Origin of the sequence: Pantoea sp. E2023-21, assembly GCF_051302795.1 — a bacterium.
GTDB lineage: Bacteria > Pseudomonadota > Gammaproteobacteria > Enterobacterales > Enterobacteriaceae > Pantoea > Pantoea ludwigii_A.
Genome location: NZ_CP195344.1, coordinates 3,720,354 through 3,745,749, shown reverse-complemented (window position 1 = coordinate 3,745,749; position 25,396 = coordinate 3,720,354). Strand labels below are relative to the sequence as shown.

Below are 25,396 nucleotides of genomic sequence, written 5' to 3'. Positions count from 1 at the left end.
ATGCAGCTAAACCTTACCGGACTTAATGTTGAGATAACCGAACCTCTGCGTGAATTTGTAAATAGCAAATTTGCCAAACTGGAACACTATTTTGATCGTATCAATCAGGTTTATATTGTTCTAAAAGTAGAGAAGGTGACGCAGATTGCGGATGCAACACTGCACGTCAACGGCGGGGAGCTGCACGCCACATCGGAAGCGGAAGATATGTACGCGGCCATCGACGGGTTAATCGATAAGCTTTCCCGTCAGCTGACCAAACACAAAGACAAACTGAAAAAACACTAACCTTCACGCTTGCAGAGTGCCGACTGATTCGGCACTTAGAGCAAAAATGGGGCGGATATTACCGCCCCGTTTTGTCATCTGCGCAAGCGCCAACGGGCGAACGGCAATGAAATCAATTGCCTGAACCTCACGGCACAGTGAACTCGCAAGTGAAACGATGATGAACAACGATCTAACACTGGAATTGAGCTCGGTCCTTTCGCTGGACTGTACCCGTAGCGGCGTACACTGCCAGAGCAAAAAACGCGCGCTGGAAATTATCAGCGAGCTGGCAGCGAAGCAGCTCAATCTGCCACACCAGACGCTTTTCGAAGCCATCCTGACCCGCGAACGTATGGGCAGTACCGGTATCGGCAACGGCATCGCCATTCCACATGGCAAGCTGGAAGAGGACACGTTACGTGCTGTAGGCGTGTTTATCAGCCTTGATCAACCCATCGCCTTTGATGCGGTAGATAATCAGCCGGTTGACCTGCTGTTTGCTCTGCTCGTGCCAGCGGACCAGTGTAAGACCCACTTGCACACGCTTTCGCTAGTGGCCAAACGTCTGGCGGATAAAACCGTCTGCCGTCGTTTACGTGCGGCACAAAGCGACGAAGAGCTCTACGCCATTATCACAGAAGCTCAGGAAGCACACTCTTAAGCGACAAACACTTTACCGGCGTATTCGCCGGTTTAAAACGGGAGAAATGTGATGGTGCTGATGATCGTTAGCGGTCGGTCAGGCTCAGGAAAATCAGTTGCGCTGCGTGCCCTTGAAGATATGGGCTTTTACTGTGTCGATAACTTGCCGGTGGTGCTGCTGCCGGAACTGGCAAATACCTTAACCGAACGTAATATCTCTGCGGCGGTGAGCATTGACGTGCGTAATATGCCCGAATCGCCGGAAGTTTTTGAAGCCGCACTCAATAATCTGCCCGATACTTTCTCGCCGCAGTTGCTGTTTCTCGATGCCGATCGCAATACGCTAATCCGACGTTATAGCGATACGCGTCGCCTGCATCCACTCTCTAGCAAAAATCTGTCACTGGAGAGCGCCATCGATGAAGAGAGCGATCTTCTGGAGCCACTGCGCTCGCGCGCTGACCTGATTATCGATACTTCAGAAATGTCGGTTCACGAGCTGGCAGAAATGTTGCGTACGCGCCTGCTGGGCAAACGCGAGCGTGAATTGACGATGGTGTTTGAGTCCTTTGGCTTTAAACACGGCATCCCAATCGACGCCGATTATGTGTTTGATGTGCGCTTCCTGCCTAACCCGCATTGGGATCCCAAGTTGCGTCCGATGACCGGCCTGGATCGCCCGGTTGCCGCTTTCCTCGATCGCCACACCGAAGTGCACAACTTCATCTATCAAACGCGCAGCTATCTGGAACTGTGGCTGCCAATGCTGGAAACCAATAACCGCAGCTATCTTACCGTCGCCATCGGTTGTACCGGCGGGAAGCATCGTTCTGTGTATATTGCTGAACAACTGGCGGACTATTTCCGCTCACGCGGTAAAAATGTGCAGTCTCGTCATCGCACTCTGGAAAAACGTAAATCATGACCGTGAAGCAAACCGTTGAAATTCGGAATAAACTGGGCATGCATGCGCGCCCGGCGATGAAGCTGTTTGAATTGGTTCAGAGTTTCGATGCTGAAGTGTTATTGCGAAACGAATCGGGCACCGAAGCCGAAGCCAGCAGCGTGATTGCACTGCTGATGCTCGATTCAGCAAAAGGCGGCCATATTGAAATCGAAGCCAGCGGCCCGCAGGAAGAGCAGGCGCTGGCGGCAGTCATTGAACTGTTTGAAGCAGGATTTGACGAAGATTAATCCTTTCAGTGCAGCTTATAGCGATTCAGGAAGCCCTCGCCGCCCAATTGTCGCATCTGCCGCATAATCCATTGCTGACGCTGGCGCGTATAGCCCGAGGGTGCATCGGCGCGGAAACGGATCGGATTAGGCAAGACAGCCGCCAGTAACGCCGCTTCAGACATGGTCAGCCGGCTGGCCGGTTTATGGAAGTAGCGCTGCGAAGCCTCTTCGACGCCAAACACGCCATTGCCAAATTCAGCGATATTGAGATAAACCGTGAGGATACGTCGCTTAGTCCAGACGGTTTCAATTCCTACCGTCAACCCCGCTTCCAGCCCTTTACGCATCCAACTGCGGCCATCCCACAGGAACAGGTTTTTTGCTGTCTGCTGAGACAAGGTTGAAGCCCCGCGCATGCGCTCATTGCCATCGTTATCCAGTACAGACTGGATAGCGTCAACATCAAAGCCCCAGTGTTCAGGAAACTTTTGATCTTCCGAGGCGATCACCGCTAACGCCATCCACGGCGAGATCTCATCCATGCCAACCCAATCGGAGTGTGCGACATAATCGAAGCGCCCTGTAAACCAGGCGCCGAGTTGCCGCTCCACCATCACCGCCGAGAACGGCACAGGCAAAAAGGCAAACAGCAAAATACCCGCTAACCAGATGCCTAGCCAAGCCAGCAGCACTTTTGCAATCAGCACTTTTATCTTTTTTCCCAACGTCCCTTTATTCTTACTCATGCAATTTTCTCTTACCTGTTCCCGGCATTAATCAATTACCCAAGTCACAATAGCAAGCACCTACCATTAACCACCAAAATTTATCCTCAGAACGGCAAAACCTTCAGGGGAGATTGTTGCCTGCGCAATCAACGTTGCTCTATTAGAGCCAATCACATCAAGCACTTCCATAAAAAAGGAATCGGTTCCATGATGACTAATACAACAGTAGCTGCCTGTCTAAACCCTTAACTGAATGTGATATCGATCACGCAAAACCTTTCACAATACTTAACTATCATTTTTAGTAGCGTTCGAAGATGCTCATTGATAACCGAGACCATTCTGAAAAAACTGGCAGAATTCACCCTTTATCGCCTTAATTCACCCTCATTGATGGTAAAGCGATTTATCTCTCATTTGGTTTACATTATTCATTAAACTGGAAACTGGAACTTTCTACCGAAGGTTTCCAAAACGTTTTGGATAACCCATCAAAAAAACTCGTTTTACCGATGAATATCAGCACGTTAACCTTACTTAAATCCTATTTTATGTCAGAATCAGATTTTCTATGCTTCTGCCTGGCTTTTCCTGCGAGTAACTGAAGCAAAACCAGGCAAAAAGCAGAACAATTGGTCAAAAAAGATGCAATATGGCAAAGAAATTAATTCCTTGCTTGACTGTGTCAGCAAATTAATGTTTTCTGTATTTAATCGCTGCTCAACATCACACAATTTAATGAATCTTGTCACAAGCGTTGGCGAATTTGTTAAGGTGATTTTATAGCGTTAACCAATACCGAACTGCTGCTTTCTTATTCGATTTCTAATCATAGCAGCAGTACCCATTTCCCTGGTGTTGGCGCAGTATTCGCGCACCCCAGTTTCGACTGGGGTCATTTTTTTCTAACGTCCTGTAATTTTTCCCGCTCCGCTACCCACTCACGTAATACGTTTACGTCTTTCAGCCATTCCTGTTTTAGTTCGTCTATCCACTCCTGCACGTTGTCCCACCACGCTGGTAATTCCGGTGATTGAATCTGTTTCGCCAACTGCTGCAGATGTAGTAAGCCAACCGAGCCTGCTGCGCCTTTAATCTTGTGTCCTTCTTCAGCAATGCCTTTTTGATCGCGCGCCATCATGTTGGAATCCAGCACGTCGAGATAACCCGGCATCATCTGTTCGAACATAGTGAGACTTTGTGTAATCAAGCCTGGGCCAACCAGCTCAATGTATTGCTCAAGCATTGGCACATCTAATAGCGTGCGTGACTGCTCGTCAGCGGCGTCATTAACAATCTCTTCCGCCTCTTGCTGATAATCCCAGAACTTCTTGATCACCGCTGTTAGCGCCGTTACGGCGAGCGGTTTGCTCAACACATCGTCCATGCCGGCATCGAGATACTCTTTTTTGTCTTTCAACACGTTCGCCGTCAATGCTACCAGCGGCGGCAATGATGAACCCGCATAGCGCTGATGGATGGCACGCGACACATCAAGACCCGTCATATCCGGTAACTGAATGTCGAGCAGAACCAGATCAAACTCTTGCGGATCAAACATCGCCAGCGCATCCGTGCCGGTCATCGCGACGTCTACACTGCAGCCCAGCTTTTCCAGTACCGAGCGCGCCACAATGACGTTGAGTTCGATATCTTCCACCAGCAAGACATGCAGCGCCGGTAACGGCATGCTGTCATCCAGATTATCGTCTTCAACTTCCTCAGCGACGCGTGGCGCGTTGATCTCGACGGTAAAGCAAGAACCCTGCCCCGCGATGCTGCTAACGCTGATATCGCCACCCATCGCCTGTGCCAGACGACGCGATACCGCCAAACCAATGCCGGTGCCCGTCGCCGGTTTGCCACCGTGCTGATCTTTCACCTGGTAATACATGGCGAAGATCTTATCCTGCTCCTCCTGTGGAATGCCCATACCGGAATCCTGCACTTCAAAGTGCAACGTTTCATCCTGACGATAGGCCACGCGCACCACTATCTCGCCCTGCTGGGTAAATTTCACGGCGTTGCCAATCAAGTTCCACAGAATCTGACGCAGACGCGTACCATCTGCCGAGATTTTATGCGGCAGCGGCAGTTCCGGTGCCATGACAAACTTCAGTCCTTTTGGCTGCGCCAGCAGGCCGGAGAGATTTTCCAAATCGGCGAGGAAGCCGGTGAAATCCAGCGGCTGATTATCCAGCTGCACCTTGCGGCGCTCAATTTTGTCTACTTCGATGACATCATTGAAGATGTTGCCCAGCGTGATAGCCGAAACATGGATGGTTTTGAGGTACTTCAGCTGCTCCTGATTGAGATCGGTATCCAGCAGGATACGGCTCAGCCCGACGATGCCATTAAGCGGCGTACGCAGCTCGTGGCTGATAGTAGAAATAAAGGTGGTCTTCTCACGGCTGGCGTTCTCCAGCGCGTCCTGATAGCGCTTACGCTCGGTAATATCGCGACCAAAGCCCATCAGACCACTGCGTTTACCCACACGGTCGTAATAGGGCACTTTACGGATTTCGAAACAGGCTTTGCGCCCATCGGGATATTGCAGCCACTGCTCGTACGTCAACGACACATTGTGGCGGAACACCTTCTCATCGGTTTCCAGCACTTTGGTGGCGGCTTCATCATCATAGATATCACGCGGAGTCAGGCCAATCAGCTGCTTTTCACTCATGCCGGTCAGCAGCTCCATGGCGCGGTTACAGCCTGAAAACTGCTTATCAATGTTGCGGTAAAACACCAAATCCGGTGACGCATCAAGAAAAGAGCGCAGGAAAGAGGATTGCTGTTCCAGCTCAATCTGCGCCTGCTCGCGGCGTGCCATCTCTTCGCGCAGCTTATCCATCACCTGCTCACGCGCCTGCTCAGCGTTAATACGATCGTTAATTTCCTGATTAAGCTGGGTGATGGTCTCTTTCATCTGCTGGTTCAGCTCAAGATCGCGCGTGCGCATCTCTTCAAGCTTATCCACCAGTTTCGATAGACGCTGGCGCGACTCTTCCAGCTGATCGACCACCACCGAGAGGAAATAGACCGCCCAGGGCGTAATCAACAGACCGAAGAAGATAGATCGTACAACGTCGATGCTTTCCACATGTCCGCGCAACACCATGGTGACGGCCATCTGCACCACCATCGCCAGCACCACCAGCGCCGAGGCTAACAGCAGCGAAAAGCGTACCAGGCCGAGTTTGACCATCAAATCAACGTAGTACTGCGCTAAAAGACGAATCTGTTTCATTACGAGCTCCCTGAACGAAATCTGGCCCATAATAGCGTAATTATCGCTACGCTGCGCCGCTTCACCCTACAGTATCGCGCGGGTTATGCCCTGTAATGGTGCATCACAGCGTGATTTCGCCGACGTTCCCTTCTATATGCGCAAAGCGCTTGACTAATTCTGCCAACTGAATAATCTGGAGGGCCGCGCTTTTGCGGCCCTTTTCTCAACATCCTGTGCTAATCAGCACCCTGGCAGCCATTTGTCCTGATGGCCGCACACCCTTATTGCATACCCATTCAACTTTAATGATTTTTTAAGCAAGACTCACGTGATTAATTTTACTAATGGCAGCGCCATTTTAATTCAAATATGACGCCATAAGAAAAACAGATACATGCTGTGTATCAACTGCCCCTTACAGAATTAAATGCTGTTATAAGCATGCCTGCCAGCATTGTTTGGATATTAGAGGGCTGGGTCACAGTGAGACGGCTCACACTTCCTGGGGTAATACTCAGCGTGAGATTGACATATATTTACGCGACATTTCCTTACTAATCATTGTATTAACCCACAATAAAGCCGATTACCCTCAACAAAGCTGGCTATTTGACCTGAGTTCGCTTTCCCGATAAGTTGGAATTCCACTGGGAGCTTTCCTGGTGGGCCTGTGTCTCGGCATATCTATGCAGCAAGAAGACTCCCTCTAGATGCAAGCTATCTACCGAAAGAGACCGGAATTAAGAGCAGCTCATTAAGGACGTGACAACAGTGTCTTAAGAGCCCTTGCTCGGTGTTGCGACGCCCGCTTATTACTGAGCGGCACAAGAATTGATACCGCCGCGCAGCCTGAATCAGTCACGCTGCGGTACACGAAATAATGCAGGTAATGTCAAAAGAAGTTTAAGGAGACTCTCAATGTCCACGCAAAAACCGAATCCCTATGGTTTGTATGACCCATCAGCCGGAAGTGACAGCTGTGGTGTAGGTTTCATTACCCGTAAGGACGGCGAGCAGACTCATGAAATTCTGCGGATGGCCCATAGCGCGCTGTGCACGGTACCGCACCGTGGCGGTATGTCTGCCGAAGGCGTGGGCGATGGCGCGGGTGTGAACGTCGATCTCTCCCTGAACTTCTTCCGCAAAGTCACCGGCCTGGCGCTAGAAGCGGGTCGCTTTGGCGTGGGTAACTTCTTTGTGCCAAAAGACGCGGAGTTGCGTGCTAACGCTGAGCGCCTGGTTGAAGAAACGCTGGCAGCGCACAACTTCCCGGTATTAGTGAAACGCGATATGCCGCTGGACAGCAGCGTGACGCGCCCAGCCGCCCTGCAATTCCAGCTGCCGATTGTGCAGTGGATTTTTGCTGCGCCGCAGGAAGTGACTGAACAACTCGAATTCGAGCGTCAGATCTATCGCGCGCTGCTGGATATCGAAGCTCGCGCCTTTACCGAAAGCGAATTCGGCGGTCTTTATCCGCTGTCGCTCTCCTCGCGCACGCAGGTATTTAAAGCACGCCTGAACTCCAATGAAGTGATTCCTTACTTCAAAGATTTGACCGATGCGGACCATCAGGTGCGCGGGCTGTTCTTCCACACCCGCTTCTCTACCAACACCGATCCGCACACCACCATGGCGCAACCGTTCCGCTTAATGGCGCACAACGGCGAGCTGAATACCGATCGTAAAAACCGCATCGCCGAAGCGGCGCTGATGCTGGCGCGCGGTAAAAAAATCGTGCGTCCAAAAGGTCAGTCAGACAGCTCACGTCTCGACCAGAGCATTCACAGCCGTTTGATGGAAGACAACCTCGACCTGATCAACGCGGTGGTTTCCATGATGCCGCCAGCGTGGGAGAACGACACATCACTCTCTAACGAAGTGCGCGCCATGCTCGAATACTTCTCTCTATATGAAGAGAAGAACGATGGCCCGGCTGCCCTGATCTTCGGTAACGGCGAAGTGATTGGTGCACGTCTTGACCGCCTCGGCCTGCGTCCACTGCGCTCCGTTGAAACCGCGGAATACATCGGTGCGATGTCTGAAGCGGGCCAGATCGCCTTTCCGCCAGAAAGCGTACTGCGTCGCGGCCGTATCGAAGCGGGCGGCATGCTCTATTACGATCACAAAGAGAAACGCTCTTACACCACGGTAGAAGCGTTGGAAAAACTGGCGGCCGAGAAAGATTACCTTTCGCTGCTGAGCAAAGCGCGCGTCGATCTGGGGGATCTGCCAGAGATTCAGGCCGAACAACTCGGCTCGCCACTGCGTTATCGTGGTGACCTCAAAACCTATCAGCGTTTTGTCGCTTACTACTACAACCAGGAAAGCTTCAAATTCATGATGGATCCGATGCTGCAAACCGGCGCTGAGAAGATCTCGGCGATGGGTTACGGCAACGCCATCAACGGCCTGTCAGACCATGAAGGCGGCATGGCCCACTACTTCTCACAACGCTTTGCGCAGGTCACTAACCCGCCGCTTGATTCAATTCGTGAAGCGGATGGCATGACGCTACGCGTCGCTTTAGGTGCAAAACCGCATCTCGGCCGCAGCAAAGGCCAGCAAATCATTGTTCCAACGCCGATCCTGACGCACCTCGACATGCTGCGCCTGCGCGAGCAAACCGTTGCCCCTTACGCGCGCTTCGAGATGTTGTACGAGCCTGTAGTCGGCAAAGATATCGTCAGCCGTGCAGCCAACGCCAACGCGCTGGAAAAAGCCATTGATGACTTAGCGCAGCAAGTGGTGGATTTCGCACGCCAGCAAGGTGGCATCGCGGTGATCACCGATCGCCACATCTCGTCAACACACGCGGCGATCCCTATGCTGCTGATGGTGTCGGCGATCAACCAACGTCTGGTGCAGGAAGGTCTGCGTCTGGATGTTTCGCTGGTGGTCGAAAGCGGTCAAAGCATCTCTTCACACCATATTGCGGCGACGCTGGGCTTTGGCGCCTCCGCTGTTTACCCACTCGGCGTGCAGATGCGTGCAGAAGAGAAATTCGGTGAAGGCGAGGAAGGCAACAAAGCCTTTAAACGCTATGCCAAGGCAGCCGAAAAAGCGCTGATGAAAACCATGGGCAAAGTTGGCCTGTGTACCGTTGAGAGCTACAGCTGCGGCGAGTTCTTCGAGCCAAACTTCCTGAATACCGACGATCCGGTACTGAAAAAGTACTTCCCGAATATCAAAACCCCGGTTGGCGGCGCGGGCTTCCCGGCAATCGCTCAGATGGCGGTAGATTGGCATCAAAGCTCGCTGAAAATTCAGGGCGAAGCGGAAGTGCCTCTGCTCGGCTTGTTCAAAGAGCGTGCTGAAGGTGCTGGCCACTCGTACGGTACCATCGCGGTGCGTACCTTTATTGATATGACGGAACAACCGATTCGCTTTGCTAACAAAGAGCGCGAAGAGGACAACTTTATTCGTTTGATGACGCTGGCCAAACTGGATAACGCTTTCAACATTAAAGCAGAAGCCTTTAAAGACAGCAGCTTCGAGCGCATTCCGAATGAGGTGATCGATACCTTTGCCATCACGCCAGATTACCGTCAGTTCTCCGGCCTGATGCATGCCGAACGTAAACGTCGTCCTGCGGCGCTGCGCGATATCCTCGCGCTGCCGTGCGATTTGACCCACGTGGATAGCGAAGCCGAATTTGGTCGCAAACTGGGTCGCTATTCATTGGTGAACAACGGCTTCGCCACGCGTGGTCTGAAATGCGAAGCGGTGAACGGCAGCCTGAACCAGTTCGAACTGCGCCTGATCGATGCGATTGCTGGCCTGAAACCAGAGAACGAGCGTCTGGAAGCGCTGTCACGTGCGCTGAAAACCCGTTTCACCGACGATATCGAGAGCAGTAACGTGGCGGATGGCGTGCTGCACATTACCGCTTATGGTAAAGCCGCGGATTATCTGTCGCTGATCTTCACCGCCCTGCCATCGCTGCCGCTGGAAGAGATTCAACCGGCACATGAAATCACGCGCACCTTTGCTTCCGGTGCCATGAGCCACGGTGCGCTGGTTGCACCTGCGCACGAAGCCGTCGCGCACGGAACGAACATGGTTGGCGGCATGAGTAACTGTGGTGAAGGTGGTGAACACTATTCACGTCACGGCACCATCCGTGCCTCGCGCATTAAACAGCTGGCATCCGGTCGTTTCGGCGTTTGGGCGGCTTATCTGGCTGACCCAATGCTGGAAGAGCTGGAGATCAAAATCGGTCAGGGCGCAAAACCCGGTGAAGGCGGTCAGCTGCCAGCAGCAAAAGTGACCGTTGAGATTGCCGCAGCACGTGGCGGTACACCGGGTGTTGAGCTGGTTTCACCGCCGCCGCACCACGATACTTACTCAATCGAGGATTTGGCTCAGCTGATCCACGACTGCAAAGCCGCGCGCGTGCGCGTCATTGTCAAACTGGTGTCGTCCGAAGGTATCGGCACCATCGCCGTCGGCGTGGCGAAAGCTGGCGCCGATGTGATTAACGTGGCGGGTAATACCGGCGGCACCGGCGCAGCATCGGTTACCAGCCTGAAATATACCGGCCGCGTCGCGGAAATCGGTATTGCCGAAGTGCATCAGGCGCTGTGTGCCAACGGCCTGCGCGACAAAGTGCAGCTGCGCTGCTCCGGCGCGCAACAGACCGGCAGCGATGTGATCAAATCTGCTCTGCTCGGTGGCGACAGCTTCGAGTTCGGCACCACTGCGCTGATGATGCTGAAATGCGTGATGGCGAAAAACTGTAACGTCAAATGCCCGGCCGGTTTAACCACCAATGCCGAAGCCTTTGATGGCGATCCACGCCAGCTGGCGCAGTACTTCATCAACGTGGCGCAGGAAGTACGTGAATTCCTCGCGCGTCTCGGTCTGCGTTCGCTGCGTGAAGCGCGTGGCCGTTCCGATCTGCTGCACTTGATGGATCACCCGCTGGAAGTTGGCAAACTCGATCTGCGCGCCATGTTGACCGTGGTGCCAGAGCAGAAAATTGCCAAGCCGGTGTATCTGGAAAAAGACTTTGAGCTGGATGATGGCTGGGTCAGCGAGCTGAAAACCCAGCTGGTTGGCGAAGCGAGCCGTGAAATCGCGCTGGGCGCGGGCATCACGCTGAACAACCGTAACAAGAGCGTGGGTGGCCAGCTGGCGATCGATATAGAGCGCATGCTGAACCATGAACTCTCGAAAGAGCAGCTGGCAGCATTGCCAGCGGTGTTGAAAGACGATCGCGGTCGTCACTATCTGGCACCCGCCACCGTGCTGATTAACACCAGCGGTTCTGCCGGTCAGTCGTTTGGCGCGTTCTGCAACGACGGCATGCAGATGAAGCATTACGGCACCTGTAACGACGGTGTTGGCAAAGGCCAGTGCGGCGGCGAATTGGTGGTGATGTCACCAGGCGGCGGTGCACAGGATAGTGACGGCAACGTGCTGATCGGTAACTTCGCGCTATTTGGCGCAACCGGCGGTCGTCTGTTCGTGCAGGGCCAGGCGGGTGACCGTTTCGCCGTGCGTAACTCCGGCGCAACCGCCGTGGTTGAAGGTGTTGGCGACTTCTGTTGCGAATACATGACCAACGGCGCCATCCTTAACCTCGGCACTTTTGGTAAAGGCTTCGGCAACGGCATGAGCGGCGGTTTTGCTTATCAGTACGATCCGTACGGATCGCTGGCTGCCCACGCGGCAGGTGACTCAGTGCTGTTTGGCTCTATCGCTGATGAAGACGAAATGGCGCAGGTGCACAAACAAGCGGTGCTGACCATGCTGAACTGGCATCTGGAAGCGACCCAATCGCCACGCGCTGCCTGGTTGCTGGATAACTGGGAAACCGAGTGCCACCACTTTGTTTACGTGATGCCGCGTTCGCTGCTGCTGTATCAGGATGGCACCGAGATCCTGAAAGCCAAATCACGCAAAGACTTGCTGGAAGAGCTGTCAACGTCGCTGGCTGCGCATCAGGTCACGAAATTCAAATCGGCCTGGCGTGACGGTAAAACCATTGCCAACGGTGCGGTACCGGCTTACGGCGCGACCGATACGCTGGAGATGTTTGTTCTGCTGAATAACTACACCGTTCTGAGCCTCGCGCAGCAGCTGGCGCTGGGCAAACTGCCGAAAGGCACGGCGGTGGAAGATCCAGCAGTCGAAAAAGCGGTACGTAATCTGCTGATGACCGAAGATTTCACGTTGATAAGCCGGCTGCAACGCCATGCTCGCTCAGCGATTGAGAGCTACAGCGATGACGAGCTGGCCAGCCTGATCGCCGCTAAACGTATGGCGGATTACAAAGCAGCATTAACGCAGCGCAACATTCGCTCCATGGACAGCCTGGCGACTTATGGCTGGATCATTTATCAGGATGCCTGCAACCGTGAAGTTCTCGGCCATCTGCCTGATTTTGAAGAGCTGTTTGCGCGTGCTGCACTGCCAGAAATCGCTGCTGCAGTCGGGAAACTTTCCTGATTACAGCGTTACTGAACATGTGTAATTTAGACTTTATATTTTGATTGAACAGGATTGAGTGTCGTACCGATGAAAATTCCTTACATTCCTGAAGATGCACCGTTTAACGGTGAGCAGAAATACTGGCTGGCGGGCTTTCTCGCCGGTCTCCATTCGCGCCTGCTGGTATTAGAAGATAAGCAGAGCGCGCCGGCTGCCGGTGCCAACACCCAGCTGCATATCCTGTTTGGTTCACAGACTGGTAATGCTGAAGCCCTATCGCAAACAGCTGCTAAAGCCGCACGTGCCAAAGGTTTGGTGCCGGTGGTGCAGGCGCTGGGCGAAGTGGATCTGGATGTGTTTGCCACCATGCGTCACGTGCTGATTGTTACCTCAACGTACGGCGAAGGCGAAATGCCAGACAACGCACAGCTGTTCTGGCAAGCCATTTCGGCCAGCACCGCGCCGCGTCTGGAGCAGATGCACTTTGCGGTACTGGCGATTGGCGATACCGGCTACGACGGTTTCTGCCAGGCAGGTAAATTCATTGATATGCGTCTGGAACAGCTCGGCGCGAAACGCGTCGCCGATCGTATCGACTGCGATATCGATTTCGAAGAGCCTTCCAGTGAATGGATTGGTACGGCCATGCCGCAATTTGCCGCCAGTGCGGGCAGCAGCGGTACCGCTCTTGAGAGCGCGCCAGAAGCGCCGGTCATTCCGGGCAGCAATAAGCAGAACCCTTATGCGGCCGCATTGGCGACCAACAAACGTCTCTCGGCAGAAGAATCGGCGAAAGACATTCGTCACTTTGAGTTCGACCTTACTGACAGCGGTTTGAAATACGAAGCGGGCGATGCGCTGGGTGTCATTCCAGTGAACGACGCGGCATTGGTTTCACTGCTGCTGACTCAGCTGAAAGCGGATTACGAAACGCCCGTACCCAGCTTTGATCGTAACCTCGGCGATCTACTGACCTATCAGTTCGAAATCTCCGAGCCGTCACGCAAACTGATTGAGTGGGTTGGGCAGCACACCACCAACCAGGAACTGCGTCACGTATTGCAGCATGACGATAAAGATACCCTTGCCGTTTGGCTGTGGGGCAAAGACACGTTGGATCTGCTGCAGCTTGAGCTGACGCGCAGCCTGTCGGTACCAGAATTCGTTGCCATGCTGCGTCCGTTGCAGCATCGCGCCTACTCGATCTCGTCGAGCTCGAAAGCCCATCCCAATCAGGTGCATCTGACCATTGCGTCCGTGCGCTATCACAGCGGCGGTCGCGAACGTAAAGGCGTGTGCTCAACCTATCTGGCTGAACGTGTGCGTCGTGGCGAAAAGCCGGCGATCTTCATTTCGCCAAACAAAGCGTTCCGTGTGCCGGCAAATGGCAATGCGCCGCTGATCATGGTTGGCCCAGGCACCGGTATCGCACCGTTCCGCGCCTTCCTGCAGGAACGTCAGGCAACCGGCGCGGAAGGCAAAAACTGGCTGTTCTTCGGCGATCAGCATCAGGCACATGATTACATCTACGAAGATGAGCTGAGTGCGTGGCAGGAGAAAGGTCTGCTCACTAACCTCGATCTGGCTTTCTCTCGCGATCAGGAAGAGAAGATTTACGTGCAGAACCGCATGCTGGAAAAAGGCGCTGAGCTGTATGCCTGGCTGCAGGATGGCGCTTACTTCTACGTGTGTGGCGATGCCTCACGCATGGCAAAAGACGTTGATGCGGCGCTGTATGAAGTGGTTCGTCAGTTCGGTGGCTTATCTAGCGAGCGCGCTGCGGCTTACGTTGATCAGTTGAAGAAAGATAAACGCTACCTGCGCGACGTCTACTAAGACGCGCAGGCATAAAAAAACGGGCCAATCGGCCCGTTTTTTATTGCACATCTTTTTAGACGCTTTACTTCACTACACGCAGTGAAGGTCGTCCGCCACGCGGCGGCGGTTCATCATCTGGTGAGTGATCGTCATCAGTCGCATCATCCGGACGATCGCCATCAATCACAGACATCATCGTCTCTTCCTGACCGCTACCCTCTTGCTCATCCGTCGCCAGCTCATAAGCCGGTTCAGGCTCGAACATGGTGCCAGCGCCGTTTTCACGGGCATAAATCGCCAGCACCGCAGCCATTGGCACAGAAACCTGACGCGGTACGCCACCGAAACGCGCATTGAAACGCACTTCATCATTAGCGAGGTCAAGGTTGCCTACTGCACGCGGCGCGATGTTCAGAACGATCTGTCCGTCACGCGCATATTCCAGCGGCACCTGCACACCAGGCAGATTGATGTCGACCACCAGATGCGGCGTCAACTGGTTATCAAGCAACCAGTCGTAGAATGCCCGCAATAGATAGGGACGACGCGCCGTTAGTTGCGACATTTCCATACATTAGCCCCGAGCTTGCAGGCGCATTTCACGTTCTGCTTCCGTCAGTGACGCAAGGAAAGAGTCACGTTCAAACACGCGCGTCATATAGCCTTTCAGCTCTTTAGAACCCGCGCCAGACAGATCAACACCCATCTGCGGCAGACGCCACAGCAGCGGCGCCAGATAGCAATCCACCAGGCTGAACTCTTCACTCATGAAGAATGGCGTGCGCGCGAACAGTGGCGCAATCGCCAGCAGCTCTTCACGCAGTTGCTTGCGCGCTGCATCAGCTTCGGCACCGTTGGCGGTTTCGATGGTGCGCATCAGGCTGTACCAATCCTGCTCAATGCGGTGCATCATCAGACGGCTTTCACCACGCGCAACCGGATAAACCGGCATCAGCGGAGGATGTGGGAAACGCTCATCGAGGTATTCCATGATGATGCGTGATTCATACAGCGTCAGTTCACGGTCGACCAGCGTAGGTACGGTGCGATACGGGTTGAGGTCAATCAGATCCTGCGGCAGGTTATCCGTTTCAACCTGCTCGATCTCCACGCTGACGCCCTTCTCAGCCAGTACAATACGTACTTGATGGCTGAAAATGTCAGTCGGACCAGAAAACAGCGTCATTACCGAACGTTTGTTGGCAGCGACAGCCATGAAAACCTCCAAGTTTGTTCACAAAAAGATACTGCGAATAGCCAACCACGCGGCGACTCACCGGCTCATCAGATTCGCCTACCGTCAGCGTTAGAAGCATCGACCGGTCTTCCCGACAGGAACGACAAGCACAACGCTGCGTCTCGCAGGCGCAAAGTGACAGTGAGTTTACCAGATTTTAAGCAGCTTGTGGGGCGGGCGTGATGATTTGCAGGCAAAATGCGGGCAAAGCTCGCGTTTTTTGTGGGAAAAAATCATAAATACAGGCAATAAAAAACCCGCCGAAGCGGGTTTTTTGAGCCAACTGCCGCTGCCGAAGCAGCAAACAATTAACGCTTGGAGAACTGTGGACGACGACGTGCTTTACGCAGGCCGACTTTCTTACGTTCAACTTCACGCGCATCACGGGTAACGAAGCCCGCTTTACGCAGTTCAGAACGCAGAGACTCGTCGTACTCCATCAGAGCGCGTGTGATACCGTGACGGATCGCACCAGCCTGACCAGAAATACCACCACCTTTAACAGTGATGTACAGGTCAAATTTACCAACCATATCAACCAGCTCCAGCGGCTGACGCACGACCATGCGTGCAGTCTCGCGACCGAAGTATTGCTCCAAAGAGCGCTGGTTAATTACGATGTTACCGCTACCCGGCTTGATGAAGACGCGAGCGGCAGAGCTTTTGCGGCGACCAGTGCCGTAGTTTTGAGTTTCAGCCATTGCCTATAATCCCGATTAAATGTCAAGAACTTGCGGTTGCTGCGCCGCGTGGTTGTGCTCGTTGCCTGCGTAAACTTTCAGTTTACGGTACATAGCACGACCCAGTGGGCCTTTCGGCAGCATGCCTTTAACCGCGATTTCAATCACACGCTCAGGACGGCGCTCGATCATCTCTGCAAAGGTCGCTTGCTTGATACCACCGATGTGGCCAGTGTGGTGATAGTAAATCTTGTCAGTACGCTTGTTGCCGGTTACAGCAACTTTTTCTGCGTTCAGAACGATGATGTAATCACCGGTATCAACGTGCGGAGTGTATTCCGCTTTGTGCTTACCACGCAGACGGCGCGCCAGTTCAGTCGCCAGGCGACCCAAGGTTTTGCCCGTTGCGTCAACAACATACCAGTCACGCTGTACGGTTTCTGGTTTAGCTGTAAAAGTTTTCATTGAAAAGCTTACCCAAATAAAAAGTTACACGTTGGTGAAATCCCAAACGCTAAGTAAACGATTGAGGCTCACACGACCATTTTGCCCAGCAAGCCACCCCTTCAAGTGAGTTACCGGATCACATCGAGTTCTTGGGAAAGAAAACCGATGCTGTAACGTGGGGTCGCAAGATTATAGAGAAGTCGAACTCAAAGATCGAACCTTTTTGCATCTAATTCCTGCGATTTCTGCCACGTCATCAGGGCAGATGCGGCAGACGCAAATACTCTTCGCTCTGCATCTCCTGCAAACGCGACAAGCAGCGCTGATACTCAAACTTCAAGCGTGTGCCCTGATAAATTTCAAACAGTGATGTTTCTGCCGCGACAACCAGTTTTACGTGGCGTTCGTAGAACTCATCGATCAGCGCAAGGAAGCGACGCGCCTGATCCTCGGTCTTATAAATCATCACCGGCACATCATACAGCAAGACACTGTGAAATCGGCGTGAGAGCTCAATATAGTCGTGTTGACTGCGCCCTTCGCCACATAGCGTCAGGAAATCAATCGCCAATACGCCTTCATGCACGCCCAGCGTGGGCATCTGGCGATGGTTAATTTCCAGTACCGGCGCGTCTTCACGCGCTTTGCCTGACAGCGCGCGGAACATGCGCTCCATTTCGGTATGCGTGGCATCGTTCAGTGGGAAGTTCCACAAATGCGCCGAGGTTAAGGTGCGCAAGCGGTAATCGATACCCGCGTCCACGTTCATCACTTCACAATGACGCTTGATTTGTTCGATGGCAGGCAGGAAACGCGGACGCTGCAAGCCATTACGATACAGCTCATCCGGCGGAATATTTGAGGTTGCCACCAGCGAGATGCCGCGTGCAAACAGCGCTTCCATCAGCGTGCCCAGTAGCATGGCATCGGTGATATCCGAGACAAAAAACTCATCGAAACAGAGAATGTCGGTTTCCGCTTTAAAGCGATCGGCGACAATCAGCAGCGGATCGCTGTGGCCTTGCAGCTGCGTCAGCTCCTGATGAACGCGCAGCATAAAACGGTGAAAATGTAGGCGCAGCTTGCGATCACCAGGAATTGACTGAAAAAACAGGTCCATTACCCAGGTTTTACCGCGCCCCACACCGCCCCACATATAGAGGCCGCGCACCGGCGCATCGCTGGTGCTTTTCTCTTTACTGATCATCTTAGACAAGCGCCCGAACAGACCTTTTGCAACCGGTTCAATGTGTTGCTGACGGGCAATCAATCCTTGCTGGATGGTATCTAAGCGGGTAATCGCTTCTCGTTGTACGTCATCCGGGCGAAATTCGCCCTGCGACAGCGCCTGCTCGTAGCGTGCAAGCGGAGATGAGGTTTGCATGGTTCTCTCAGAATCCCTGAAAAAGTCCGATTCACGGGTTGGTTGACGAAAATTAGGCCGCTCTACACTAAGCGATGCTGCCTGATAGTTCCACTTCCAATGGATTATTGGGTATAGTGGCAGCTATTGAAGTTGATGTTGCAACAGAAGCAATGCCCTACGAAACAACGGAAATTACACGGGAGTCATTATGACCTGGGAATACGGGCTGATTGGTTTAGTGATTGGCATTATTGTCGGCGCAGTCGTCATGCGTTTTGGCAACAAAAAGCTGCGTGAGCAGCGTAGCATGCAGTATGAATTGGAAAAGTCGAAGGCTGAGCTGGCGGATTACCGCGAGGAGCTCACGAACCACTTCGCACGCAGCGCCGAGCTGCTGGACAATATGGCGCATGATTATCGCCAACTGTATCAGCACATGGCGAAAGGGTCGAACGACCTGCTGCCCAATCTGCCAGGCGAGAAAAATCCGTTTGCCTACCAACTAACGGAAGCCGAAGCGGATAACGATCAGGCACCGGTACAAATGCCGCGTGATTACTCTGAAGGCGCATCCGGCCTGTTACGTGGCAGCGACCGCGCACCGCGTAATTAATCCTTTTGGGGCACAGCTTGGCTGTGCCCTTTTAGTTTGTCGAACCCTTGCCCCAAACAACTGTCACAGTTTTTTATCTCCTTTTCGCAGCGAGAGCGTTGTCATAATGAAAAAACAAGCACGACTGTTGAGCGCATTAGCCTTGAGCATTGGCATGAGTCTGGCCGCGGCGCCGAGCGCGCTGGCCACGCTACCCGCCCAGATTCAGGGACAAGCATTGCCAAGTCTGGCACCGATGCTGGAAAAAGTTCTGCCTGCAGTGGTCAGTGTGCATGTTGAGGGTACCGATTCCGGCCAGCAGGCACAGGATATCCCCGAGCCACTGAAACGCTTCTTTGGCCAGGCGCCAGGGCAATCCCAACCGCAGCCGTTTGAAGGGTTGGGTTCCGGCGTCATCATTGACGCGGCGAAAGGCTACGTCCTCACCAACAATCACGTGGTGAACGGCGCCAACAAAATCAACGTTCAGCTGAGCGACGGCAACGAATATGACGCTAAGCTGATTGGTCACGATGAGCAAACCGACATCGCCCTGATTCAAATCGAGGGCGCGAAAAACCTGACGCAGGTGAAGATCGCCGACTCTGATTCACTGAAAGTGGGTGATTTTGCGGTGGCCATCGGTAATCCCTTTGGTCTCGGCCAAACGGCTACGTCCGGCATTATCTCAGCGCTGGGACGCAGCGGCCTGAATCTGGAAGGGCTGGAGAACTTTATTCAGACCGATGCCGCCATTAACCGCGGTAACTCCGGCGGTGCATTGGTTAACCTGAATGGCGAGTTAATTGGTATCAACACCGCGATTCTGGCATCAAGCGGCGGCAACATCGGCATTGGCTTCGCCATTCCCGCCAACATGGCGATGAACCTCGCGCAGCAACTTATCCAGTTCGGCGAAGTGAAGCGGGGTCAGCTGGGCATTAAAGGCACGGAAATGACCGCCGATATCGCCAAAGCGTTTAACGTTGATGCGCAGCGCGGTGCCTTTGTTTCGGAAGTGCTGCCGAAATCTGCCGCCGAGAAAGCGGGCATCAAAGCCGGCGATATCATTACTTCTATCAATGATAAGCCGATTACCAGCTTTGCTGAGCTGCGTGTCAAAGTCGGCACTACGCCGCCAGGCCAGGACGTGAAAATCGGCCTGCTGCGTGAAGGCAAACCGATAAACGTCACTGTCACGCTGGAACAAAGCGCGCAGACTACCGCCAGCGCGCAGCTGATGTCTCCGGCATTGCAAGGCGCAACGCTGAGCGACGGCGCGACGAAAACCGGTGATAAAGGCGTAAAAGTCGATGCCATTGAAAAAGGCACGCCAGCGGAGCAAGTTGGTTTGCAGAAAGACGATGTGATCATTGGCGTGAACCGCAATCGCGTGGCATCGATTGCCGAAATGCGCAAAGTGCTGGAAGGCAAACCGCCGGTGCTGGCACTGAACGTCGTGCGCGGCGAAGAGAGTATTTACCTGCTTCTGCGATAATCCTCGCATCAGGCGGACAAGCAGGTGTTTGTCCGCCTTTCTCATGCTATTCTGCCCTGCGATCTCACCTGGCTTGAAATAACACCATGTTTCTTAAACTTTTGCGTTCTGTGGTGATGGGCCTGATCGTGGCTGGCTTACTGCTTGTCGCGATCCCTGCGCTGCGTATGGGCAGCAACGTCACCTTTGAACATGACAACAGCGATGATGAAGCACCCGTCAGTTTTAATCAGGGGGTGCGACGTGCCGTGCCTGCGGTAGTTAACGTCTACAACCGAAGCGCCCACGGCAACAATAATCGCGGTATTACCACGCTTGGCTCTGGCGTGATCATGAACGGCAAAGGTTATATCCTCACCAACAAACACGTAATTAATAATGCCGACCAGATCATCGTGGCGCTGCAGGATGGACGTTTCTTCGAAGCCACCTTAGTAGGTTCCGATGCGATGACTGATTTGGCAGTGCTGAAAATCAGCGCCTCAAACTTGCCTGTTATCCCCATCAACGCCAAACGCATCGCGCACATTGGCGACGTGGTAATGGCGATCGGCAACCCGTACAACCTCGGCCAAACCGTGACGCAAGGCATTATCAGTGCCACCGGACGCGTTGGCCTCAGCTCATCTGGCCGGCAAAACTTTCTGCAGACCGATGCCTCCATCAATCAAGGCAACTCGGGCGGCGCGTTGATCAACTCGCTTGGCGAACTGATGGGCATTAACACCCTGACGTTTGATAAAAGTAGCGATGGCGAAACCCCAGAAGGGATTGGTTTTGCTATCCCTACCGCGCTGGCGAGCAAAATTATGGATAAGCTGATTCGTGATGGTCGGGTGATTCGCGGCTATATCGGCATCACCGGACGCGAATTGCCGCCCCTGCACGGTCAGGGCAGTAATCTCGATCGCGTACAGGGCATTATCGTCAGCGATGTAGCGCCTGGCGGCCCCGCGGATAGCGCCGGCATTCAGGCGAATGACGTGCTGCTGGAAGTGAATGGTAAACCGGCGCTCTCGGCGCAGGAAACCATGGATCAGGTGGCAGAAATTCGTCCAGGCTCGGTGATTGACGTGCAGATTTTACGCAATGAAAAGAAAATGACCTTGCCGGTGACAATTCAGGAATTTCCGGAAGTTACCGCGCCCACCACCACGCCATAAGGGCGCTTGCGCGCCCTTATGATTTAACTGCGATCGACCGGGAAGGCGATCACTTCGCTCAGCGAGCTGGCTTTCAGCGCCAGCATGATCAAACGATCCACGCCCAACGCCACGCCGGAGCATGCCGGCATACCGTGCGCCAGCGCATCCAGCAAATTCGTATCGATAGGATGTTGCGGCAAGCCACGCGCGGCACGACGACGATTGTCCTGCTCAAAACGTTGGCGCTGCTCACGGCTATCAGTTAACTCACGGAAACCGTTCGCCAGTTCAATACCTTTGTAATAGACCTCAAAGCGCTCGGCGACGCGGTGATCTTCCGTACTGATTTCCGCCAGCGCAGCCTGCGTGGCCGGGAAGTGGTAGACGAAGCACGGCTTATCGTTGCCAATCTTCGGTTCAACGCCCAACATAAACAGCAGCTGCAGCAGCGTATCGCGGTCTTCTTCGCGATTGGCCAGTTCGCCCTCACCCAGCTTCTCTGCCACTTCACGCAGTTGCGCTTTATCAGCCGACAGCGGATCGATCTCCAGATGACGGATAAACGCCTGCTGATATGACAGGGATTCAGCGCTGTCGCACTCCAGCACCTGTTGCATCAAATCGTCCACCTCATTCATCAGGCGGTACATATCGTAGTGTGGACGATACCATTCCAGCATGGTGAACTCGGGATTGTGGTGACGTCCGGCTTCCTCATTACGGAAGCTGCGACCCATCTGGTAAATCGGGCCACTACCGGCCGCCAGCAGGCGCTTCATGTGATATTCCGGACTGGTCATCAGCCAGAGATCGCGCCCTTCGGCTGCGCCTGGCCCAACAAAACGCGTCTGAAACGGCACCAGATGGATGTCTGTGATGGTCGCCTGGCTCATCGCCGGGGTATCGACCTCCAGCACGCCGCGATCGGCAAAGAAACGACGAATTTCCGCCATAATGGCGGCCCGTTTCAACAAATTGGCAATGGGTGCGCTCGGCTGCCAGCTTGCCGTTTCGCTCATGTTGATGACTCCTCATACAAATAAGGGGTGGAAGTCTACCCGCATTGGCGATGGCAAACAACGTCAGTGGGCGCAGGCAGCAGTTTGGTGTCGGGCAGCTATACTTAACTCGTTAAAATCGTAAAGGAATCACACAATGTCCCCATGGAAAACCCTGCTCGCCAGCCTGAGTGCCTTTCTCTCTGTGGCCTGCTCGACTACGCCGCCCAAAGACGTCAAGGTGGTGGAAGGTTTCGATAGCCAGCGCTATCTCGGTCAATGGTATGAAATTGCCCGCCTCGATCACCGTTTTGAACGCGGCTTACAACAGGTTACCGCCAATTATAGTCCGCGTGACGATGGTGGTTTGAAGGTAATTAACCGCGGCTACAATCAGCAGAAACAACGTTGGCAGGAGAGCGTTGGCAAAGCTTACTTCACCGGTGATAAGCAGCGCGCGTCGCTGAAAGTGTCATTTTTTGGCCCGTTCTATGGCGGCTACAACGTGATTGCGTTGGATCCAGAATATCGCTATGCGCTGGTGTGCGGACCGAATCGCAGCTACTTGTGGATTTTGTCACGTACGCCACAGTTGGATGAAGGCGTTAAACAGCGTCTGGTTGAACAGGCAAGAAATGCCGGATTCCCGGTTGATGAATTGATTTGGGTCGAGCAGAAATAGAGAGATCCGGTGCGAAAGCGGCTTTCGCACCGGAATATCTTACTGTGCGCTGCGCTGAATTGCCTTGCCGCCCGCCGAAACGTCTTCGCCAACACCACGCGTGGTGTTACAGGCGGTCAGAACGGACGAGAGCACCAGCACGGAAAATATCGCGACAATACTTTTCTTTAACATAGCCATATCCTTTTTGGTTGCAGTAAAAGTACAGCTCTTAAAGCATAGTCTTGATCTGAAAAACTGCGGATTAGGCGGATGAAAAAAGAGAAGGGACACACAGAGAGAAAAAAGGCGCATCAATGATGCGCCTTTTTTGACGATTATTTTACGCGTGAAACGTATTCGCCAGAACGGGTATCAACTTTTACCACTTCGCCAATCTGCACGAACAGTGGCACTTTGATCACTGCGCCAGTAGACAGCGTCGCTGGCTTGCCACCGGTGCCGGCGGTGTCACCTTTCAGGCCCGGGTCAGTTTCGGTCACTTCAGCTTCGATGAAGTTTGGCGGCTGAACAGCGATAGCTTTATCGTTCCACAGGGTAACGATACAATCTGCATTGTCCTGCAGCCACTTCTGTACTTCATCCAGTACTTTAGATTCGATCTGATACTGCTCGAAAGATTCCGGGTGCATGAAGTAGAAGAAGTCGCCATCGTTGTAAGAATACTGCAGCGTCATATCACGAACGTCTGCGCCTTCGGCAGAGTCAGTAGATTTGAAGGTTTTCTCAACGCGAGAACCGGTCAACAGACGACGCATCTTCACGCGCGCGAATGCCTGGCCTTTGCCTGGTTTAACGAACTCACTGGATTCGATGGCATAAGGCTCGCCTTCGAACATGATTTTAAGACCGGGACGGAAATCGTTGCTAGAATAAGTCGCCATGAAGGCCCTCTACGAAAATTGATACTGGTACTAAGCCAAAAAAATGGCAAACATTGTAACCCTAAAAACCCCTTCCAGAGAAGATTGGTTGCAGCAACTAGCTGATGTTGTGACCGAACCTGCTGAATTACTGCAACTTTTAGCTCTTGATCAGCACGCAGATCTGGCTGAAGGTGCGGATGCGCGCAAGCTTTTCGCTTTGCGCGTTCCTCGCGCCTTCATCTCTCGCATGAAAAAAGGTGATGCGACAGACCCCTTGCTGCTGCAAGTACTGACCAGCCGTCAGGAATTTATAGATGCGCCAGGTTATAGCACCGATCCGCTGGATGAACAAAGCAGTGTCGTGCCGGGTTTACTGCATAAGTATAGAAACCGTGCGCTGCTACTGGTAAAAGGCGGTTGTGCCGTCAATTGCCGCTACTGTTTCCGCCGCCATTTCCCGTATCAGGATAACCCGGGCAATAAGCGTAACTGGCAAGCTGCCATCGATTATATCGCCGCGCATCCGGAGCTGGATGAGATCATCTTCTCCGGCGGCGACCCGCTGATGGCGAAAGATCATGAATTGGCGTGGCTGGTGGCCTCGCTGGAAAAAATCCCCCATCTGAAACGCTTGCGCATCCACAGCCGCTTGCCGGTGGTGATCCCGGCGCGTATCACAGAAAGCTTGTGTCAGATTCTGGCAGACACACGTCTTCAGGTTCTGATGGTGAGCCATATTAATCACGCGCAAGAGATTGATGACGAGCTGCGTTATGGCATGCAGATGCTGAAGCGGGCGGGCGTTACGCTGCTCAATCAGAGCGTGCTGCTGCGCGGGGTGAATGATGATGCGCAGGCGCTGGCGAATCTCAGCAATGCGTTATTCGATGTGGGCATTTTGCCCTACTACCTGCATGTGCTGGATAAAGTGCAAGGCGCGGCGCACTTCTTTGTTTCGGATGAGGAAGCTCGCGGATTAGTGCGTCAGCTGCTGGCGATGGTTTCAGGTTATATGGTACCGAAACTGGCGCGGGAAATCGGCGGAGAGCCCAGCAAGACGCCGCTGGATTTGCAGCTGCGTCAGGAATAAAAAAAGCCGCATAAGCGGCTTTTTTTTACGGCTGCGCCTTAAGGGCACTTATACACCTGGCCACTCATTTTGCTGTCGAGCGGCGCGAAAGCTGACAGCAGATTTTGCGTTGGACTGGTGGCGCCATAAATCACGTTGCCGCCCATTTCTGCCGCGCGGTTGCGCAGGTCGTTAGCCGCGCCACGCAATGAACTGCCTTCACCGCCTGAACCGCTCAGCCAGTTGCTCTGTGAGCCAGTAAGCGTTCCCAGAAGCTGACATTGACTCGCGGGTTGTTGGTCGACGAAGGTCACACGTTCGCCGCCAGCACTCAATTGATTGGAGCTGCTACAGCCCGCCAGCAGTAACGTTCCGACTGCAAGACCGAGCAAGAGGTTAATCCGCATTGTAATCCCCATTTATTATCATCAGTGTCGGGCGGCAGCGTAGCAGAAAAGCGCACTTTTTTTCTGAACATTCATTGCCCTAAACCCGTAAAGCCGAAGTATTGCGCCCTT

The 25,396-nt window shown here is 53.5% G+C and carries 22 protein-coding genes; 11 read left to right on the top strand and 11 right to left on the bottom strand.

Features of this window, described 5'->3' with window-relative positions:
• The 4 genes from hpf (at position 1) to npr (ending at position 2,106) form a co-directional block, all read left to right on the top strand.
• Entirely contained in the window at positions 1-288 is a 288-nt protein-coding gene (hpf, locus tag ACRQ84_RS17470) for a ribosome hibernation promoting factor (RefSeq protein ID WP_064737759.1), read from the top strand.
• 160 nt (positions 289-448) lie between these two features.
• On the top strand, positions 449-931 hold the full coding sequence (ptsN, locus tag ACRQ84_RS17465; protein WP_175501705.1) for a PTS IIA-like nitrogen regulatory protein PtsN: 483 nt from the start codon (positions 449-451) through the stop codon (positions 929-931).
• Positions 932-982: 51 nt separating this feature from the next.
• Positions 983-1,837, top strand: a complete 855-nt coding sequence (gene rapZ, locus ACRQ84_RS17460; protein ID WP_064737760.1) for an RNase adapter RapZ — start codon at positions 983-985, stop codon at positions 1,835-1,837.
• A complete protein-coding gene (gene npr / locus ACRQ84_RS17455; RefSeq protein ID WP_008104379.1) occupies positions 1,834-2,106 on the top strand; it encodes a PTS phosphocarrier protein NPr in 273 nt (90 codons plus the stop codon). Before rapZ ends, npr begins: the two co-directional genes overlap by 4 nt.
• A gap of 5 nt (positions 2,107-2,111) precedes the next feature.
• On the opposite strand, the gene mtgA is transcribed toward npr, so the two are convergent.
• Together mtgA and arcB are read right to left on the bottom strand one after the other, a co-directional pair.
• Positions 2,112-2,834 (bottom strand): monofunctional biosynthetic peptidoglycan transglycosylase, encoded by a 723-nt coding sequence (gene mtgA / locus ACRQ84_RS17450; RefSeq protein WP_483816701.1) that lies wholly within the window; start codon positions 2,832-2,834, stop codon positions 2,112-2,114.
• Between the two features lie 877 nt (positions 2,835-3,711).
• The gene (gene arcB, locus ACRQ84_RS17445) at positions 3,712-6,066 is read right to left on the bottom strand and encodes an aerobic respiration two-component sensor histidine kinase ArcB (protein ID WP_483816700.1); all 2,355 of its coding nucleotides are present in this window, start codon (positions 6,064-6,066) and stop codon (positions 3,712-3,714) included.
• A 900-nt stretch (positions 6,067-6,966) separates the two neighbouring features.
• Between arcB and ACRQ84_RS17440 the strand changes: the two genes are divergently transcribed.
• A complete protein-coding gene (locus ACRQ84_RS17440; RefSeq protein WP_064737763.1) occupies positions 6,967-12,498 on the top strand; it encodes a glutamate synthase-related protein in 5,532 nt (1,843 codons plus the stop codon).
• A gap of 69 nt (positions 12,499-12,567) precedes the next feature.
• Entirely contained in the window at positions 12,568-14,316 is a 1,749-nt protein-coding gene (locus ACRQ84_RS17435; protein ID WP_064737764.1) for a sulfite reductase subunit alpha, read from the top strand.
• Between the two features lie 64 nt (positions 14,317-14,380).
• Here the strand turns inward: ACRQ84_RS17435 and sspB are convergent, their stop codons facing one another.
• The 5 genes from sspB to zapE form a co-directional block, all read right to left on the bottom strand.
• Positions 14,381-14,869 (bottom strand): ClpXP protease specificity-enhancing factor, encoded by a 489-nt coding sequence (gene sspB / locus ACRQ84_RS17430; RefSeq protein ID WP_064737765.1) that lies wholly within the window; start codon positions 14,867-14,869, stop codon positions 14,381-14,383.
• A gap of 3 nt (positions 14,870-14,872) precedes the next feature.
• The gene (gene sspA, locus ACRQ84_RS17425) at positions 14,873-15,514 is read right to left on the bottom strand and encodes a stringent starvation protein SspA (RefSeq protein WP_008104394.1); all 642 of its coding nucleotides are present in this window, start codon (positions 15,512-15,514) and stop codon (positions 14,873-14,875) included.
• A gap of 329 nt (positions 15,515-15,843) precedes the next feature.
• Positions 15,844-16,236, bottom strand: a complete 393-nt coding sequence (rpsI, locus tag ACRQ84_RS17420; RefSeq protein WP_007886600.1) for a 30S ribosomal protein S9 — start codon at positions 16,234-16,236, stop codon at positions 15,844-15,846.
• A gap of 15 nt (positions 16,237-16,251) precedes the next feature.
• Complete coding sequence (gene rplM / locus ACRQ84_RS17415) at positions 16,252-16,680, bottom strand: 50S ribosomal protein L13 (RefSeq protein ID WP_007886599.1); 429 nt, start codon at positions 16,678-16,680, stop codon at positions 16,252-16,254.
• A gap of 238 nt (positions 16,681-16,918) precedes the next feature.
• Positions 16,919-18,046 (bottom strand): cell division protein ZapE, encoded by a 1,128-nt coding sequence (gene zapE, locus ACRQ84_RS17410; protein WP_064737766.1) that lies wholly within the window; start codon positions 18,044-18,046, stop codon positions 16,919-16,921.
• A gap of 190 nt (positions 18,047-18,236) precedes the next feature.
• Between zapE and zapG the strand changes: the two genes are divergently transcribed.
• The 3 genes from zapG (at position 18,237) to degS (ending at position 21,281) form a co-directional block, all read left to right on the top strand.
• A complete protein-coding gene (gene zapG / locus ACRQ84_RS17405) occupies positions 18,237-18,641 on the top strand; it encodes a Z-ring associated protein ZapG (protein ID WP_064737767.1) in 405 nt (134 codons plus the stop codon).
• Positions 18,642-18,747: 106 nt separating this feature from the next.
• Positions 18,748-20,118, top strand: coding sequence for a serine endoprotease DegQ (degQ, locus tag ACRQ84_RS17400; RefSeq protein WP_483816699.1), 1,371 nt, complete (start codon positions 18,748-18,750; stop codon positions 20,116-20,118).
• A gap of 86 nt (positions 20,119-20,204) precedes the next feature.
• Positions 20,205-21,281, top strand: coding sequence for an outer membrane-stress sensor serine endopeptidase DegS (gene degS, locus ACRQ84_RS17395; RefSeq protein WP_483816698.1), 1,077 nt, complete (start codon positions 20,205-20,207; stop codon positions 21,279-21,281).
• 23 nt (positions 21,282-21,304) lie between these two features.
• Here the strand turns inward: degS and epmA are convergent, their stop codons facing one another.
• Entirely contained in the window at positions 21,305-22,282 is a 978-nt protein-coding gene (epmA, locus tag ACRQ84_RS17390) for an elongation factor P--(R)-beta-lysine ligase (protein ID WP_483816697.1), read from the bottom strand.
• 136 nt (positions 22,283-22,418) lie between these two features.
• Between epmA and ACRQ84_RS17385 the strand changes: the two genes are divergently transcribed.
• A complete protein-coding gene (locus ACRQ84_RS17385; RefSeq protein ID WP_483816696.1) occupies positions 22,419-22,943 on the top strand; it encodes a lipocalin family protein in 525 nt (174 codons plus the stop codon).
• A gap of 39 nt (positions 22,944-22,982) precedes the next feature.
• Here the strand turns inward: ACRQ84_RS17385 and ACRQ84_RS17380 are convergent, their stop codons facing one another.
• Both ACRQ84_RS17380 and efp read right to left on the bottom strand, forming a co-directional pair.
• Positions 22,983-23,117 carry an entericidin A/B family lipoprotein gene (locus tag ACRQ84_RS17380; RefSeq protein ID WP_007886592.1) on the bottom strand — a complete coding sequence of 45 codons (135 nt, stop codon included), beginning with the start codon at positions 23,115-23,117 and terminating at the stop codon, positions 22,983-22,985.
• Between the two features lie 143 nt (positions 23,118-23,260).
• Positions 23,261-23,827, bottom strand: a complete 567-nt coding sequence (gene efp / locus ACRQ84_RS17375; RefSeq protein WP_084934332.1) for an elongation factor P — start codon at positions 23,825-23,827, stop codon at positions 23,261-23,263.
• A gap of 43 nt (positions 23,828-23,870) precedes the next feature.
• Between efp and epmB the strand changes: the two genes are divergently transcribed.
• A complete protein-coding gene (epmB, locus tag ACRQ84_RS17370; RefSeq protein ID WP_483816695.1) occupies positions 23,871-24,899 on the top strand; it encodes an EF-P beta-lysylation protein EpmB in 1,029 nt (342 codons plus the stop codon).
• A 38-nt stretch (positions 24,900-24,937) separates the two neighbouring features.
• On the opposite strand, the gene ACRQ84_RS17365 is transcribed toward epmB, so the two are convergent.
• Complete coding sequence (locus ACRQ84_RS17365) at positions 24,938-25,285, bottom strand: DUF4156 domain-containing protein (RefSeq protein WP_097095130.1); 348 nt, start codon at positions 25,283-25,285, stop codon at positions 24,938-24,940.
• Positions 25,286-25,396: the final 111 nt, after the last annotated feature.

What these genes read in the sequence shown, in the direction of transcription:
- hpf (WP_064737759.1), top strand. Translation starts at nt 1, where the DNA reads ATGCAGCTAAACCTTACCGGACTTAATGTTGAGATAACCGAACCTCTG.
- ptsN (WP_175501705.1), top strand. Translation starts at nt 449, where the DNA reads ATGAACAACGATCTAACACTGGAATTGAGCTCGGTCCTTTCGCTGGAC.
- rapZ (WP_064737760.1), top strand. Translation starts at nt 983, where the DNA reads ATGGTGCTGATGATCGTTAGCGGTCGGTCAGGCTCAGGAAAATCAGTT.
- npr (WP_008104379.1), top strand. Translation starts at nt 1,834, where the DNA reads ATGACCGTGAAGCAAACCGTTGAAATTCGGAATAAACTGGGCATGCAT.
- mtgA (WP_483816701.1), bottom strand. Translation starts at nt 2,834, where the DNA reads ATGAGTAAGAATAAAGGGACGTTGGGAAAAAAGATAAAAGTGCTGATT.
- arcB (WP_483816700.1), bottom strand. Translation starts at nt 6,066, where the DNA reads ATGAAACAGATTCGTCTTTTAGCGCAGTACTACGTTGATTTGATGGTC.
- ACRQ84_RS17440 (WP_064737763.1), top strand. Translation starts at nt 6,967, where the DNA reads ATGTCCACGCAAAAACCGAATCCCTATGGTTTGTATGACCCATCAGCC.
- ACRQ84_RS17435 (WP_064737764.1), top strand. Translation starts at nt 12,568, where the DNA reads ATGAAAATTCCTTACATTCCTGAAGATGCACCGTTTAACGGTGAGCAG.
- sspB (WP_064737765.1), bottom strand. Translation starts at nt 14,869, where the DNA reads ATGGAAATGTCGCAACTAACGGCGCGTCGTCCCTATCTATTGCGGGCA.
- sspA (WP_008104394.1), bottom strand. Translation starts at nt 15,514, where the DNA reads ATGGCTGTCGCTGCCAACAAACGTTCGGTAATGACGCTGTTTTCTGGT.
- rpsI (WP_007886600.1), bottom strand. Translation starts at nt 16,236, where the DNA reads ATGGCTGAAACTCAAAACTACGGCACTGGTCGCCGCAAAAGCTCTGCC.
- rplM (WP_007886599.1), bottom strand. Translation starts at nt 16,680, where the DNA reads ATGAAAACTTTTACAGCTAAACCAGAAACCGTACAGCGTGACTGGTAT.
- zapE (WP_064737766.1), bottom strand. Translation starts at nt 18,046, where the DNA reads ATGCAAACCTCATCTCCGCTTGCACGCTACGAGCAGGCGCTGTCGCAG.
- zapG (WP_064737767.1), top strand. Translation starts at nt 18,237, where the DNA reads ATGACCTGGGAATACGGGCTGATTGGTTTAGTGATTGGCATTATTGTC.
- degQ (WP_483816699.1), top strand. Translation starts at nt 18,748, where the DNA reads ATGAAAAAACAAGCACGACTGTTGAGCGCATTAGCCTTGAGCATTGGC.
- degS (WP_483816698.1), top strand. Translation starts at nt 20,205, where the DNA reads ATGTTTCTTAAACTTTTGCGTTCTGTGGTGATGGGCCTGATCGTGGCT.
- epmA (WP_483816697.1), bottom strand. Translation starts at nt 22,282, where the DNA reads ATGAGCGAAACGGCAAGCTGGCAGCCGAGCGCACCCATTGCCAATTTG.
- ACRQ84_RS17385 (WP_483816696.1), top strand. Translation starts at nt 22,419, where the DNA reads ATGTCCCCATGGAAAACCCTGCTCGCCAGCCTGAGTGCCTTTCTCTCT.
- ACRQ84_RS17380 (WP_007886592.1), bottom strand. Translation starts at nt 23,117, where the DNA reads ATGTTAAAGAAAAGTATTGTCGCGATATTTTCCGTGCTGGTGCTCTCG.
- efp (WP_084934332.1), bottom strand. Translation starts at nt 23,827, where the DNA reads ATGGCGACTTATTCTAGCAACGATTTCCGTCCCGGTCTTAAAATCATG.
- epmB (WP_483816695.1), top strand. Translation starts at nt 23,871, where the DNA reads ATGGCAAACATTGTAACCCTAAAAACCCCTTCCAGAGAAGATTGGTTG.
- ACRQ84_RS17365 (WP_097095130.1), bottom strand. Translation starts at nt 25,285, where the DNA reads ATGCGGATTAACCTCTTGCTCGGTCTTGCAGTCGGAACGTTACTGCTG.